Raw genomic sequence first — 15,272 nt, 5'->3', positions numbered from 1 at the left:
GCAAATAGAGCACCGTGGCATCGACCCCGAACAGCAAAGTGAAGTTGGCGCGCGGAACTATATTTTCTTGCGATAGCAACGACGAGCCTTGTGGTTTTCGTGCTCGAACATTTCCCACTGTCCCTGCACACCAGTGTTGGTTACCATCTCCACCTGACTTTCTCCCCACTTGAAACCATACTTGATGTAGCGTGGGATGAGGTCGTTAAACATCAGGGCGTTGGCGCCTTTTGACCGATATTCAGGCAGCACGCCTATGAGCAGCAGGTCCAACCCCTCGGTCTTATGGAACTTGACGGTGCGCAAAAGATGCCACCAGCCAAAGGGAAGCAGGCGGCCGCGACGGCACTTCTTCAGGGCTTTTGATATAGAGGGAATGGTGATGGCTATGCCCACCTCCTTGTCATTGTCATTGCCATCCACGACGACCGTTACCAAATCAAAATCGATTACGGGCAAGAACATTTTGACGTACTGGTCTATCTGCTTGTCTGTAAGGCTCACGAAACCGTAAAGGTCTACATAGGTGGCGTTGATGATATGGAACAGCTTGCGCGCATAACCCTCGCGCACCTCACGCGGAGTGACCTTTTTGACATGGAGATTGTACCGGTTCTCTATCATCTCAGAAATCTTGACCAATTTTTCGGGCACTTTATCAGGCACGTGGATGAGATATTCCACATAGTCATTGTCTTTCTCAAACCCTCCAAGACGCTCTATGTGCTGCGGATAGTATGGATAGTTATAGAGCGTGGCGGCCGTGCTCAAACGGTCGAAACCAAAGGTAAGCATGCCCTCGCGGTCCATATCCGAGAAACCAAGAGGCCCTATCATGTGGGTCATGCCCTTGCGGCGGCCATAATCGGCCACGGCATCAAAGAGCGCGCGGCTCACGTCAATGTCGTCAACAAAGTCTAACCAGCCGAAACGCACGTCTTTATTGTCCCACCGCTCGTTGGCGCGATGATTGATGATAGCAGCCACCCTGCCCACCAAACGGCCATCTTTGTAGGCTAAAAAATACTCTGCCTCACAAAAATCGAATGCTGCGTTTTTATCCTTGCTCAGCGCATTTATCTCGTCATTATAGAGAGATGGAACATCGTAAGGGCAATCCTCGTAAAGTTTGTAATGAAACTCTATGAAAGCCTTGAGGTCTTTTTTGGTCTCAACTTTCTTTATTTCTATCGCCATTGATAATATAATAATATGATGTTAAAACGTTTTAATATGCAAAAGTAGCAATTTTAAACACATTGAGCAAAAAGAAACGCCAAAATTATAAAATAAGGTATAAAAAATGGTCTTATCGTATTTTGAGTGTGTCTTCAAACTCAAAATACAAAACAAGGGATGGTGTGCAGCATGCCCCGTTACTGAACAAACACGAATTTTGATGTGAGTGGATAAGCAAAGATGACAACGCTCAACATACATTTACTTTTTACGCCATACAGGTTGATGATTTCCGCAGCAATCCATTGCCTGTTCGCGTCCTGTCATAAAAATAAATGGCATACTTCACGGTTTGTCCACAAGAATGAAAAAAAAACTAACAAATACCTTGTCACCATGTGTCGTATTGCCAAAATAAAAACTCGAAATTATCTGACAAAACCCCTCGCATGCTTGGCTTATTTGAAAATTATGCCGACTTAGCTGAAAATAAGCGCAAAATATCGGTACTTGCATAATCTACTATAAGTCAGTATGTTGCAAAAATATCATCATTTTGCCAACGACAATCCACTCTCAAGAAGACACGTTTAGGCACTAATGGCATGGCGTTTAGTGCCTGAACGCATCATGATTGGGCCGTAAACGAAGCATGAATAAAACCTATTGGGCACGCGATTAAGCCTTAATGGGCAGTTGATGTGTGAGGAATGGTCATGACAAAATGATTTTTTTGCGGAAAAAAAATAAGCCATACGCTTAACCCCTCAAAAATGGACGCTATTTCACTACAAAAAAGAGGGAAGGTTTTTGTGATGTTTTCTTAACAAAAAACAAGAACGCCACTTCATTGAAAGAATTGCGAAAACATGAGCGTCAGTCTTATGAAACGGATGTCTTGGAGGTGATGACAAGTACGTGCCGCCCTTGCCATGTGGTTGCGAATATATAGACGGAGCCACCATCTTGCAATTTTAGCCGCTTGCGAAGCTCGGCTACCGACAGTGGGAAGTTGCGAACGGAAATATTGGCTTGCCGTAGCCCATGGAGATTTTGCCTAAGTTCTCGCTTGCCAAGCGCGCTTACAGCAAGAATACGAAATTGCCGACCGGGGAAATTAGGAACGATATGGGGAGAGACGAACAAATGGGAGTTGGTGTCTATGGAGCGCACGTCAAAACGCATGGCAAGCTCTGCGAAGCAACCTGACTTCATGATGGCGGCATTAGGGACAAGAATCGTGCCCGTGGGCGAAACAGAGATGGTAGCAGTAGGCAAATTGCCGCTACCCGCATTGGTTAACCGTGGATGAAACGCGAAAATGTCCGCGTCGTTGGAACAGACCACACGCAGATCGTGGTGGCCATGAGCAAGCACGAGCAAAAGCTCCTTGCACTCGTTGCCTACGGCTATGATATGTACCTCTGAGACGTTGCCTCCCGTGTCCATAGCCGCGACAGCGGCATGCCAATCGAGCATGGGCGAGAGTTTGAGGATGACATAATCGGCCTTGCGCATCAGCTCGTCGCGCAGGGCCACGACATCGGGTGTACAATCGCCCAAGGCAACAACTTTCTGCCCGTGGGCGTCACGACGAGCGGGATCCATATATATGACAATGGGTGCGGCCGTGTCTGGCTTGGATTGACGGTGTAGCCACTCCACCCCATCGTCACATATCACCTCGGCATGCGGCAGGTTGAGCAGTTCGAAATTGTGCCGGGCCACCGCGCACAAAGCTGGATCGCGCTCCACGTAAATAGATTTGCGAAAACCGCGAGACATAAACGAGAAGTCGACACCAAAGCCACCAGTGAGATCGATGAGCGTGGATTGATCCAAGAAACTGCCCAAAAGGCGAGCCAAGATGCGCTGTTTGTATATGGCGGTGTCCTCGGAGCTGCATTGTTCCATATTGAGATGTGGCGGATAGACTATACCGTCGATCGTGGCCCATGTGGGCAACTTAGAGCGAGCCATCTGCCATCCTTGTATCTGGACCAAGGCATAGCTCATGTTCACGCTTGGGAACTTGTCGGCCATGAAGGCCAAACGGCGCACGTCATCACCACGATGAAGCGTGATGAATGTATGGGTGTCTATCTCTTTCATACATGACAAAGTTACTTATAAATAAACGAAAATATTAAGAGATTAACGTTTTTTATGTCAGAATGTAACTAATGTGTCAGCTTTTTGTTTGGTTATTCAAAATATTATGATTATATTTGCGATGGTCGAAAGACCTTAGTTAATAATCAATTAAATGCACCCAAAAATGAAAAAAGATCCTAAAGATTTAGCGGGTGTCTATGAAGAGCAAGAATTTCTTGCCAATGAACCGGACACCAACCCTACTGAGGAAATGGGTGGAGAGGTTTGGTACTTATGAAAGCGAGCCAATAGTCTTCACTCAAGACATCTAATAGAAGATAGACCCAAGACGTCTGCCTTCTGCACTTATATAGAAAAGGATGCGCCACAGATGGCACATCCTTTTTCTTTTATTTGTACATAAAGCTAATTAGTGGTGATATGGCATGAGTAATGCTTACTTGAATTGGCTGCGAAGGCGCCTTTTGAGAAAACAAATAACCGCAAGAGTAATCCTCTTGCGGTTAAATTGATATAGTGGGAAAATCTCTTTAAAAGAGCCTCGTCAAACTAATCGGCCAACTTTGCGCAAATATACTCGCGGTTAAGACGGGCTATATTGGCTATAGACTCGTTTTTGGGGCACTCGGCCTCGCAAGCGCGGGTATTGGTACAGTTGCCAAATCCAAGCTCCTCCATCTTCGCAATCATGTTCTTGGCACGACGGGCGGCCTCTGGGCGGCCTTGTGGAAGAAGTGCCAGCTGGCTGACCTTGGAGCTCAAGAAAAGCATGGCCGAGCCATTCTTGCAGGCGGCGACACATGCGCCGCAACCTATGCAAGAGGCGCAATCCATAGCCTCGTCGGCGTTTTGCTTGGATATGAGGATATTGTTGGCGTCTTGGGCCTGCCCCGTGCGCACAGTGGTGTAACCACCCGCAGCGATAATCTTGTCGAAAGCGGAACGGTCTACCATGCAATCTTTGATAATAGGGAATGCGGCCGAGCGCCATGGTTCCACGGTGATAACGTCGCCATCGTTAAACCGGCGCATGTAAAGCTGGCAGGTGGTGGCTCCCTGGGCAAGTCCGTGGGGATGTCCATTGATATAGAGAGAACACATGCCACAGATGCCCTCGCGGCAGTCATGATCAAAGACGAACGGCTCCTTGTTGTCTTCGATAAGTTGCTCATTGAGGATGTCCAACATTTCGAGGAAGGATGTACCACCGGAGATCTCCTTCATTTCGAATGAGTCAAAATGGCCCTCTGCGGTGGGACCGTTTTGGCGCCATACTTTCAATGTGAATGAAATATTTTTATCCATTGTCTTGATTCCTTAATTTATGATTTGTAGTTTCTGGTCTGAACTTTGATATACTCGTAGTTCAGGGGTTCTTTGATCAGCTCGGGGGCTACATCATCAGAGCCTCCATATTTCCAACAACCAACGTACATGAAGTTTTCATCATCACGCTTGGCCTCGCCTTCCTCGGTTTTGCTCTCCTCACGAAAGTGTCCGCCACAGCTCTCGTTGCGGTGCAACGCGTCATAAGCGATAAGTTCGCCCATGGTGATAAAGTCGCGAAGGTGGATGGCTTTGTCAAGCTCAACATTAAGACCCTCTTTGGATCCGGGAATGCGTACGTGCTCATTAAACTCAACACGCATCTGCTTGAGCATCTCGATGGCCTTCTTAAGCCCCTCGGCGGTACGTGCCATGCCGACATAATTCCATAGGATTTTATAAAGACGCTTATGGAGCGAATCGACGCTCTCATCATGATACTTGCTGTTCATCAAACGATCGATTTCTGCATCAACACCCTTTTCTGCCTCCTCGAATTCAGGAAGGTCGGTACTGAAACGTGGAACGGTAATCTGGTCTGACAAGTAATTTTGCATAGTATAAGGAATGACGAAGTAACCGTCGCTAAGTCCTTGCATCAATGCTGATGCTCCTAAGCGGTTGGCTCCGTGATCGGAGAAGTTACATTCTCCAAGTGCGAACAACCCCTTGATAGAGGTCTGCAATTCATAATCAACCCAAAGGCCGCCCATGGTATAATGGATAGCGGGATAGATCATCATCGGGTTCTCGTATGGATTGACGTTCACGATCTCCTCGTACATGTCAAATAGGTTTCCGTAACGCTCGGCCACGCGATCCCTGCCAAGACGCTCGATGGCCTCAGCAAAATCGAGGAACACAGCCAAACCGGTGTTGTTAACACCAAAACCGTGGTCTGTGCGCTCCTTAGCGGCACGTGACGCCACGTCGCGAGGCACCAAGTTACCAAACGCCGGATATCTGCGCTCCAAATAATAATCACGGTCTTCTTCAGGAATGTCACGCCCCTTGAGCTCTCCACTCTGCAATTTCTTTGCGTCTTCTATCTTTTTAGGCACCCAAATACGGCCGTCGTTACGCAGAGACTCTGACATCAACGTTAGCTTACTCTGCTTGTCTCCATGCACGGGAATGCACGTGGGGTGTATCTGAACGAAACATGGGTTGGCAAAATAAGCGCCTTTTCGGTAGGCCTGAACGGCAGCGGTGGCATTGCAACCCATGGCGTTAGTGGAGAGGAAATAGGCGTTTCCGTACCCGCCAGTGGCAAGGCACACGGCATGACCGGCATAGCGTTCGAGCTTGCCAGTTACCAAATTTTTGGCAATAATGCCTCGGGCACGGCCGTCAATGACAACAATATCTTCCATCTCTGTGCGGGTATGAAGATCTACAGTGCCATTATTGACCTCTTTCATCAATGACGAATAGGCTCCAAGGAGTAGCTGCTGCCCCGTCTGTCCCTTAGCATAGAAGGTACGACTTACCTGCACACCTCCAAAAGAGCGGTTGGCAAGCATGCCGCCATACTCACGGGCGAAAGGTACGCCCTGGGCTACACATTGGTCGATAATGGCCGCACTTACCTCGGCCAAACGATAAACATTGGCTTCGCGAGCACGGTAATCGCCACCCTTGATAGTGTCATAGAACAGGCGATATACGGCATCGCCATCATTTTGATAGTTTTTTGCCGCATTGATACCGCCCTGTGCTGCGATAGAGTGCGCACGACGAGGGCTGTCTTGAATACATAGGTTGATAACGTGGAAGCCCATCTCGCCAAGTGACGCAGCAGCGCTGGCACCAGCAAGTCCAGTTCCAACCACGATGATATCGAGCTTACGCTTGTTGGCTGGGTTAACCAATTTCTGATGAGCTTTATAATTTGTCCATTTCTCGGCCAATGGGCCATCTGGAATTTTAGAATCTATTGGTGACATAATCAATTGTCTATATTTAATTATGAAATGTGAACTGGAGGTCAAGCGCAGCACATGCTGGGGGCAAATCCTAACCAAAAAGAGAGCACAAGAAATGCGAATATCGCCATAAGGATGCTTACATAAACAACACCTATACACTGCCAGCGCTTCAACCAAATCTTGCCACTAAAGCCAAGTGTCTGCATAGAGCTCCAAAAGCCATGTGTGAGGTGGAACCAAAGAGCTGCAAACCATACAAGATAAAGAATGGAGTAAATCGGATTGGAGAACGTCTCCTGTATCCAAGCGAAGCCATCGGCAGGATCATGTGCCACTTGAATGTCAGCCAATTCGGCAAACATCATGTGGCCCCAGAAATTGTACATGTGAAGTAAAAGCCCCACAAAGATGATCAGTCCTAACACAAGCATGTTCTGAGACGCCCAACTGACCTCTGGACGACGGCTTGTCACCTCATAGCGCTGATTGCCACGGGCACGCCGATTTTGCATCGTGAGGATGAAAGCATAAATGATATGGCATACGGCTAAGGCAGCGAGAGCCACTGTTCCAATAATCGCATACCAGTTACTTCCCAAAAATTCACATACCACATTATAGGCTTCTCCCGAAAAAAAAGCCGCAATGTTCATGCAACAGTGGAAAGTCAGGAATAGAATAAGGCAAATGCCAGTCAACGACATCACCACCTTTCTACCAATTGGAGAATTGATTAACCACATAAATGATTGATTTTAAAATATTTAACTGTTAGATTTCGTTTGGCAATGGTTATGCAGATAGTTCCTTCCCTAACCGTTACGATGATAAAAATACCGTCTTTTAGGTATTCTTCACGCACGTTTAGACCGCAAAAATACTATATTTTAGTGATAAATCAAAGTAAAAGAGGTAAAAAATCAGGAATATTATGTACTTTTGCAGAAAAAGCAAAGACAGGAATGAAATTTGATTATGACGTCATCGTCATAGGGGGTGGACACGCTGGTTGCGAGGCCGCCACGGCAGCGGCAAACATGGGAGCCAAGACGTGCTTGGTCACTATGGATATGAACAAGGTCGCACAGATGAGTTGCAACCCTGCCGTCGGTGGTATCGCCAAAGGTCAAATCGTCAGAGAAATAGACGCCTTGGGAGGTAACATGGGTAAGGTTACCGACGCCACCTCCATACAATTTAGGATGCTCAACAAAGGAAAGGGACCTGCCGTATGGTCGCCACGCGCTCAATGCGACCGAGAAAAATTTATCGTAGAGTGGCGACGCGTACTCGACCGAACCCCCAATCTTGACATCTGGCAAGACCAAGCGGACCAACTGTTAGTGAAAAACGGTGAGGCAATCGGCGTAAAAACAATATGGGGCGTGAACATAATGGCCAAGGCAATAGTTGTCACGGCTGGCACTTTTCTTAACGGATTGATGCATATTGGGCATCATAAATATCCCGGAGGCAGATGCGCGGAGCCTGCCGTTCCACATTTTTCAGAATCAATATCCTATTGGGGAATACGCTCCGCCCGTATGAAAACAGGTACCCCTTTAAGGCTTGACAAACGAAGCATCCACTTTGAAGACACGGTGATGCAGCCTGGGGATAACGAGTTTCACACTTTCAGCTACCTTGGTATGCCCCCCACCTTGAAGCAACTCCCATGCTGGACATGCGACACCAACAGCGCCGTGCATGAAATTTTGCGTGCCGACCTTGCCAACTCTCCTTTATACAACGGGCAAATTCAGTCCACCGGGCCACGTTATTGCCCATCTATCGAGACAAAGCTCGTAACCTTTCCCGACAAAGACCAACACCCTCTTTTTATAGAACCAGAAGGCGAAGACACCAACGAGATGTACCTCAACGGCTTCTCTTCGTCAATGCCCATCGAGACACAACTTAGAGCCCTGCACAAAATACCCGCCTTGCGGGATGCCAAGATTTATCGCGCAGGCTACGCAATAGAATACGATTATTTTGACCCTACGCAACTAAAGCACTCGCTTGAATCTAAAATTATCAAAGGGTTATTCATGGCCGGCCAAGTGAATGGGACCACGGGATACGAAGAGGCGGGCGGACAGGGAATAGTTGCAGGTATTAACGCCGCAATGTTTTGTTCGGGAAACGATCCTTTTATAATGAAAAGAGACGAGAGTTATATCGGTGTTTTAATCGATGACCTCGTTACAAAAGGCGTAGACGAACCATACAGAATGTTCACCTCGAGAGCAGAATATCGCATACTTTTACGCCAAGACGACGCCGACGCACGACTTACAGAAAAAGCCTACAACATCGGATTGGCCACACAAGAACGCTTAGACTGGTGGCTGCAAAAGAAAAACGCTATTGGCAGACTCGTCAAATTCTGCGATGAGACATCGGTAAAACCAAAAGAAATAAACTCGGCATTAGAAGCAATCGGTACTACCCCACTACGCATGGGATGTAAAATATCCGACTTGATAGGCCGGCCACAAATCACGATGACAATGCTTTCAACCGTCATTCCCACACTAAAGGAGATGATGAATGAGCCAGAAAACAGAAAAGAAGAGATTAGCGAGGGTGCGGAAATACGAATCAAATATAAAGGCTATATTGAGCGCGAACGTATGATTGCGGACAAAATGCACCGATTGGAAGATATAAAGATAAAAGGGCATTTTGACTATAGTCAGCTCAAGGAGATTAGTACCGAAGGAAGGCAAAAACTTGAACATATAAATCCTGATACATTAGGACAGGCCAGCCGAATACCGGGCGTATCTCCAAGTGACATTAACGTGTTATTGGTACTGCTGGGTCGATGAAGCCTTTTAAGCATAAAGCAACCAACGAAAAAATATAATCACAAGCAAAACCCTATATTCTATTGTCAACACAAATTCATATTGATGGGAGGAATACGATTTTTCTATTGATTGTCATCAATTAATTAAATAAAGTTCAAGCTGTCGACAATGAATGGGCAATACGGTTTCACGTGAAACAAAGATGCGATTAAGCCCTTATCAAGCAACGAATTAATATCTAAAAAGAACGATAAACGTGAATAATCAAATTTTATTAAATCATCTGAGATGTATTCCAGATTGGCCAATCAAAGGCGTAATTTTTAGAGATGTGAGCACATTGTTTAAAAATCAGCAGTGTTTAAAGCTCATGAGTGATGAATTGGTAAACATTTATAAGGACAAAGGCATCACCCAAATTGTTGGCATTGAGAGTCGAGGATTTGTGATGAGCTCAGCCGTAGCCTACCATTTGAACGCCGGAGTAGTGCTTTGCCGCAAGCCCGGAAAGCTGCCTTGCGAGACCATTCAGGAAAGCTACGCCAAAGAATACGGCATGGACACCATCGAAATTCACAAAGATGCCATAACAGAAGATGATGTAATATTACTGCACGACGACCTTTTAGCAACGGGCGGAACAATGAAAGCGGCATGTAAATTAGTAAAGAAATTCCATCCAAAGAAAATTTATTGCAATTTCATCATAGAGCTTAACACGGAGTTTCCGAACGCGCGTGATAGCTTTGACCCAGATATTGAGATAACCAGTCTTCTTAAATTCTAATCATTCAAGGACACGCACCCTACCTTGCAAAAAAGGAAACAGATCCCCACGGCCAATTTGAACCGTGGGGTTTTTCATTTACACGAAGATCCTACATTCTTCACACGGTATACCTTAGGCAAAACAAACTCTTACAAGGACATTTCCATTAAACGTATAAAAACATGTTCTTGCAATTGAGTTCAACCGCCACGCATTTCTCAATTTTATAAAATTATAACAGCCAAAACATTGCAAAGAGAATACATTATAGCTATATTTGCATGTCAAGACCATTCAGATTTGGGCAAGCTAAAAACACATTAGAAAAACATAAAGAAAGAATTTCAAAATTACAAAAGGCAAAAACGTTCCACGTGAAACAATTTTCACGACAACAGCAGTGTATAAAAGGAAAACAAGTATATGACAAGGGAAGAAAATGAAAAACGTTTGAACTATCTAAAGAGCGTGGTACTGAATATGCCAGAGCTACCTGGCAGCTATCAATTCTACGACAAAGAACATGTTATCATATATGTAGGCAAAGCCAAAAAACTAAAAAGCAGAGTGTCAACCTACTTCCACAAAGAGGTGGACAGATTTAAAACAAAGGTCCTTGTAAGCAAAATACATGACATAACATATACTGTTGTCAACTCAGAGGAAGATGCTTTGCTACTCGAAAACTCACTTATCAAAAAATACAACCCACGTTATAACGTGCTGTTGAAAGACGGCAAAACCTACCCCAGCATTTGTGTCACAAAAGAACACTTCCCAAGAATCTTCAAAACGCGAACCATAAACCGTAAGCATGGCACGTTTTTCGGCCCATATCCACACATCACTGCCATGTACAACGTGCTCGAACTCATCAACAAAGTGTTTAAACCCAGACGATGCAAACAACCCATCACGCCCGAAGGTATAAAGGAAAACAGATATCGCCCATGCTTAGAATATCACATACACAACTGCGACGCATGCTGCATCGGCAAACAAAGCCATGAAGAGTACAATGAAAACATCAGGCAAGCCAAAGAGGTTTTAAAAGGAAATACAAGGCAATTAAGCGACTGGGTATATGAAAGAATGATGAAAAAAGCGTCGGAACTAAAATTTGAAGAGGCCGACCGACTCAAACAACGCTACCTACTCTTGAAAGAATTTGTAGCCAAGGTGGAGGTGGTAAGCTATACCATACAAGACGTGGACGTATTTACAATAACCGAGGACGACAGTAAAAAAATAGCCTTCGTAAACTATTTGCACGTAAAAAATGGCACCATCAACCAAAGTTTTACCTATGAGTACAAACGCAAATTAGACGAAACAGACGAGGACATTCTCACACAGGCCATTCCAGAGATACGCTATAGATTTGACAGCAAGGCCAAAGAGATAGTCGTGCCCTTTGAGATGGAATGGAAAATCAAAGACGCAGACTTGTTTGTCCCACAACGAGGAGACAAAAAACACTTGCTGGACCTGTCGCAAATGAACGCGAAACAGTATAAGTTCGATCGTCTGAAACGCGTGGAAAAACTAAACGTTGAGCAGAAGCAAACCCGCTTAATGAAAGAATTGCAAGAGAAATTGGGACTACCCAAACTGCCATACCATATAGAATGTTTTGACAACTCGAACATCTCCGGAACCGACGCCGTAGCAGGATGCGTGGTCTACAAGGGCATGAAACCATCCAAAAAAGACTACCGTAAATACAACATCAAGACCGTGACAGGACCTGACGACTACGCATCCATGCAAGAAGTGGTACGCCGCAGATACAGCAGAATGATAGCCGAAGAGGTCGCCCTACCCGACCTCATCATCACCGATGGTGGCAAAGGACAAATGGACGTGGTGAGAGATGTGGTTGAAAAAGAACTTAAACTGGACATCCCGATCGCCGGACTGGCCAAAGACGACCACCATCGAACCAACGAGTTGCTGTATGGATGGCCTCCCAAGGTGATTGGATTAAAGCCAGATTCAGAGCTTTTTCACGCCTTGACGCAAATACAAGACGAAGTGCACCGATATGCAATAACATTCCATCGAGACAAGAGATCAAAACATGCACTGCACTCCGAGCTTGATGACATAAAAGGAATAGGTCCACAAACAAAGAAATCACTTATAAAAAGCTTTAAATCAATTAGTAACATTAAGGTAGCAACACTTGAGCAACTTGCTACCATCGTTGGTCCATCAAAGGCCAAAACAATAATAAAACACTTTGAAAATCAAAGGAAAACAAACGCAGAAACACAAATATCCGCAAGCGACGAAAACATCACAACATGACAAGCCATGGCCGGGCGATTGCACTTAATCATAGTATTTGTCTAATTTTAATCACAAAAAAAGGTACGTTTCCAAACAGTAATCTACAGCTAAAAATTGGCGTTTCTAAACGACAAACTCTCCATCTTGCAACCATAAAAAACGGCACTCTCTCCCATTAGTATCTATTCATCCTACATTAAAGGCCTAAACACAAAGTAATTAGACAGCAATCGGATTGCGTTTAGCGTCTAATCGACATGCGATTAAGCACTAAACGCAGATCAAATATTAAACAAAAAATTAGGGAACAAGCAAGAAACAGTACAACAATCTAACACACAACAACTTACAAAACTTTTGTATATAGAGCTTATTTGCAAACAAAGGTGTGGCAGTACGTAAATAAGCGAACTACAAATGGCAACATGTCAAATATTTTCACATACATAAAAAGCGGCGAAATCAAACAAGGTAACATGGCGCCGTCTTATCATTCAAGCTATCAACACCATGAAAAATAACGTGATTTTCATCATGAAAAGAGTACCCAAAAAATGATAAAATGGCAAAGAAACGCAAATACAAAATTGAAAACAGACTTGATAAAACAAAAATAATAAGCCAATCATTGCGTAAATATCATCTTTTTGCTATCTTTGTGATGTCAAATAACAACACCAACATTAACGTATATCATGCGAATTGTCATCCAGCGAGTGAGCCAAGCGTCAGTCACCATAGCGGGTAAGACCAAATCTGCCATTGGCCAAGGCTACGTTGTCTTGTTAGGGATAGGCAGCGATGACACAAAGGAAGATGCCAACTGGCTCGTCAAAAAGACCTGCTCCCTGCGCGTGTTTGACGACCCTGACGGCGTGATGAACCTCAGCGTCAGGGACGTAGACGGCGACATCATCGTGGTTTCGCAATTCACGCTCATGGCGAGCACAAAAAAGGGCAACCGCCCAAGTTGGATAAAGGCGGCGCCACACGACATCTCCATCCCGCTCTACGAGTATTTTTGCCAAGCCCTTGCACGGGAGTTGGGCAAACCGATTGGCACCGGTGAGTTTGGCGCCGACATGAAAGTGCAGCTCATTAACGATGGCCCCGTTACTATTTGCATAGACTCAAAGAACAAAGAATGAAAACGAACAATTTAAAAATAGCTACTATAACATTCATGATCGTGCTCTTTCTTTGCCTGACAGCATTAGATTTGGCCAATGGAGTAAAAGTGGATTGGTGGGGACATCTTGTCACGTCCGTATTTGCCGCGGGCGGATTCATGCTGTTTAAAAAATTAGAATATATCCACAATAAAAGAAACCCGTAAACCGCACCGCTAAAAATGACTATACAAGAAGCGCAAAAAACCGTGGACCAATGGGTCAAAACCTTTGGCGTGAGATATTTCAGCGAACTGACAAACATGGCCGTCTTGACCGAGGAAGTGGGCGAGCTGGCGCGCGTAATGGCCCGAAAATACGGAGACCAGAGCTTTAAAGCCGGTGAGAAAGACAACTTGGGCGAGGAGATGGCGGACATACTTTGGGTGCTGTGCTGCCTTGCCAACCAAACGGGCGTAGACCTTACACAAGAGTTCAGGAAAAGCGTCGAGAAGAAAACCTTGCGCGACGCCAACAGGCACAAGAGCAATCCCAAACTCAAAGCCTGACGCCAAGCCAGCGGAGCGCACGTCACGGAATATGGCGCACATCACCATCGCCCAAAACATCAACCACAGCCCCTGGCACATGCATGCACCTTATCAGCAAAGGGCAAACACTATATCTTATCACGAATAAAACCAATCGATTAAACAATAAACGACATGGCATACACCAAAGACATCCAGCCCACCAAAAAAAATGGTGGCATCAAAGCTCAAGTGAACGCAAGTCGCGCGGACGAAACACAAAAAAAGAGCAAGTACGAGCAAGCGCTCGAGAAATACAACTGTGACGTTGACGAGGCCGAAATAGGCAAGGCGTTGAAAAAAATCATCGTTGAGAAAGTGCCCGAGAACGACACCGCCGAGGTTAAGAAATTTCTCTTGGGCAGCGTGGAGCTCACCTCGCTAAGCGCGTCGGACAATGATGTAAACATCATGGCCATGGTAGAGAAAGTCAACCAGTTTGACACCGCGTACCCCGACCTACCCCACGTGGCCACCATCTGCGTGTACCCCAACTTCGCCGAGGTGGTGAAAGACACCCTGGAAGTAGACGGAGTAGACATCGCCGTGGTTTCGGGAGCGTTCCCTTCCTCGCAAACGTTCCTTGAGGTCAAGGTGGCAGAGACCGCGCTGGCCATCAAAGACGGAGCCACAAACGTGGACATCGTGATGCCAGTGGGCAAGTTTCTTTGCGGAGACTACGAGGGCTTGTGCGAGGATATCAACGAGTTGAAACAGACATGCGGCAACGTTCCCATGAAAGTCATACTCGAAAACTGCCTCTTGGGCACCCTTTCTAACGTGAAAAAAGCGGCTATTCTCTCCATGTACGCAGGCGCCGACTACATTAAAACGTCCACAGGCAAGGACAAAGGCGGTGCCACAGCGCAAGACGTTTACATCATGTGCCAAGCCATCAAGGAGTACTACGACGAAACAGGCATACAGATAGGCTTGAAACCAGCGGGCGGCATTAACTCCGTGATGGACGCCGTGACATTCTACACCATCGTCAAAGAGGTGCTCGGCGAGAAATGGCTCACCAATCAGTGGTTTCGCCTCGGCACGAGCAGACTTACCAACATGCTGCTAAGCGAAATTCTGGGCCGGCAAGTCAAGTTCTTCTAAACCACCATTCCATGCGTTGAAAACATTATAAGCATAACGCA

12 protein-coding genes are annotated in these 15,272 nt (G+C 45.8%); 7 read left to right on the top strand and 5 right to left on the bottom strand.

Going from position 1 to position 15,272, the window contains the following annotated elements; all coding sequences use genetic code 11:
- Positions 1–57: 57 nt before the first annotated feature.
- The 5 genes from C7379_RS02250 to C7379_RS02230 all read right to left on the bottom strand — a co-directional run bounded on the left by C7379_RS02250 (position 58) and on the right by C7379_RS02230 (position 7,291).
- Positions 58–1,197, bottom strand: coding sequence for an N-acetyltransferase (locus C7379_RS02250; protein ID WP_116615823.1), 1,140 nt, complete (start codon positions 1,195–1,197; stop codon positions 58–60).
- 864 nt (positions 1,198–2,061) lie between these two features.
- Positions 2,062–3,291: a THUMP-like domain-containing protein gene (locus C7379_RS02245; RefSeq protein WP_116615822.1), complete on the bottom strand. Its 1,230-nt coding sequence runs from the start codon at positions 3,289–3,291 to the stop codon at positions 2,062–2,064.
- Between the two features lie 552 nt (positions 3,292–3,843).
- Complete coding sequence (locus C7379_RS02240; RefSeq protein WP_116615821.1) at positions 3,844–4,599, bottom strand: succinate dehydrogenase/fumarate reductase iron-sulfur subunit; 756 nt, start codon at positions 4,597–4,599, stop codon at positions 3,844–3,846.
- A gap of 17 nt (positions 4,600–4,616) precedes the next feature.
- On the bottom strand, positions 4,617–6,566 hold the full coding sequence (locus C7379_RS02235; protein WP_116615820.1) for a fumarate reductase/succinate dehydrogenase flavoprotein subunit: 1,950 nt from the start codon (positions 6,564–6,566) through the stop codon (positions 4,617–4,619).
- A 41-nt stretch (positions 6,567–6,607) separates the two neighbouring features.
- A complete protein-coding gene (locus C7379_RS02230) occupies positions 6,608–7,291 on the bottom strand; it encodes a succinate dehydrogenase cytochrome b subunit (RefSeq protein ID WP_116615819.1) in 684 nt (227 codons plus the stop codon).
- A gap of 219 nt (positions 7,292–7,510) precedes the next feature.
- Here C7379_RS02230 and mnmG point away from each other — a divergent pair, with 219 nt between their 5' ends.
- The 7 genes from mnmG to deoC all read left to right on the top strand — a co-directional run bounded on the left by mnmG (position 7,511) and on the right by deoC (position 15,231).
- The gene (gene mnmG, locus C7379_RS02225; RefSeq protein WP_116615818.1) at positions 7,511–9,382 is read left to right on the top strand and encodes a tRNA uridine-5-carboxymethylaminomethyl(34) synthesis enzyme MnmG; all 1,872 of its coding nucleotides are present in this window, start codon (positions 7,511–7,513) and stop codon (positions 9,380–9,382) included.
- A 238-nt stretch (positions 9,383–9,620) separates the two neighbouring features.
- Positions 9,621–10,151 carry an adenine phosphoribosyltransferase gene (locus C7379_RS02220; protein WP_116615817.1) on the top strand — a complete coding sequence of 177 codons (531 nt, stop codon included), beginning with the start codon at positions 9,621–9,623 and terminating at the stop codon, positions 10,149–10,151.
- Between the two features lie 405 nt (positions 10,152–10,556).
- A complete protein-coding gene (uvrC, locus tag C7379_RS02215; RefSeq protein WP_116615816.1) occupies positions 10,557–12,443 on the top strand; it encodes an excinuclease ABC subunit UvrC in 1,887 nt (628 codons plus the stop codon).
- A gap of 677 nt (positions 12,444–13,120) precedes the next feature.
- A complete protein-coding gene (gene dtd / locus C7379_RS02210; protein ID WP_116615815.1) occupies positions 13,121–13,573 on the top strand; it encodes a D-aminoacyl-tRNA deacylase in 453 nt (150 codons plus the stop codon).
- The gene (locus tag C7379_RS02205) at positions 13,570–13,761 is read left to right on the top strand and encodes a hypothetical protein (protein ID WP_116615814.1); all 192 of its coding nucleotides are present in this window, start codon (positions 13,570–13,572) and stop codon (positions 13,759–13,761) included. The genes dtd and C7379_RS02205 overlap by 4 nt, the downstream gene beginning before the upstream one ends.
- Before the next feature lie 15 nt (positions 13,762–13,776).
- Complete coding sequence (locus C7379_RS02200; protein ID WP_116615813.1) at positions 13,777–14,103, top strand: nucleotide pyrophosphohydrolase; 327 nt, start codon at positions 13,777–13,779, stop codon at positions 14,101–14,103.
- 156 nt (positions 14,104–14,259) lie between these two features.
- Positions 14,260–15,231: a deoxyribose-phosphate aldolase gene (gene deoC / locus C7379_RS02195; RefSeq protein ID WP_116615812.1), complete on the top strand. Its 972-nt coding sequence runs from the start codon at positions 14,260–14,262 to the stop codon at positions 15,229–15,231.
- Positions 15,232–15,272 lie beyond the last annotated feature (41 nt).

This window comes from Hallella colorans (genome assembly GCF_003096815.1).
GTDB classification, from domain to species: domain Bacteria; phylum Bacteroidota; class Bacteroidia; order Bacteroidales; family Bacteroidaceae; genus Prevotella; species Prevotella colorans.
The sequence above is the reverse complement of the archived record's forward strand: the minus strand, read 5'-3'. Positions and strand labels throughout refer to the sequence as shown.

Coding starts and splice junctions, on each gene's coding strand:
- deoC (WP_116615812.1), top strand. CDS start 14,260: ATGGCATACACCAAAGACATCCAGCCCACCAAAAAAAATGGTGGCATC.
- mnmG (WP_116615818.1), top strand. CDS start 7,511: ATGAAATTTGATTATGACGTCATCGTCATAGGGGGTGGACACGCTGGT.
- C7379_RS02200 (WP_116615813.1), top strand. CDS start 13,777: ATGACTATACAAGAAGCGCAAAAAACCGTGGACCAATGGGTCAAAACC.
- C7379_RS02205 (WP_116615814.1), top strand. CDS start 13,570: ATGAAAACGAACAATTTAAAAATAGCTACTATAACATTCATGATCGTG.
- C7379_RS02250 (WP_116615823.1), bottom strand. CDS start 1,197: ATGGCGATAGAAATAAAGAAAGTTGAGACCAAAAAAGACCTCAAGGCT.
- C7379_RS02240 (WP_116615821.1), bottom strand. CDS start 4,599: ATGGATAAAAATATTTCATTCACATTGAAAGTATGGCGCCAAAACGGT.
- dtd (WP_116615815.1), top strand. CDS start 13,121: ATGCGAATTGTCATCCAGCGAGTGAGCCAAGCGTCAGTCACCATAGCG.
- C7379_RS02230 (WP_116615819.1), bottom strand. CDS start 7,291: ATGTGGTTAATCAATTCTCCAATTGGTAGAAAGGTGGTGATGTCGTTG.
- C7379_RS02245 (WP_116615822.1), bottom strand. CDS start 3,291: ATGAAAGAGATAGACACCCATACATTCATCACGCTTCATCGTGGTGAT.
- uvrC (WP_116615816.1), top strand. CDS start 10,557: ATGACAAGGGAAGAAAATGAAAAACGTTTGAACTATCTAAAGAGCGTG.
- C7379_RS02235 (WP_116615820.1), bottom strand. CDS start 6,566: ATGTCACCAATAGATTCTAAAATTCCAGATGGCCCATTGGCCGAGAAA.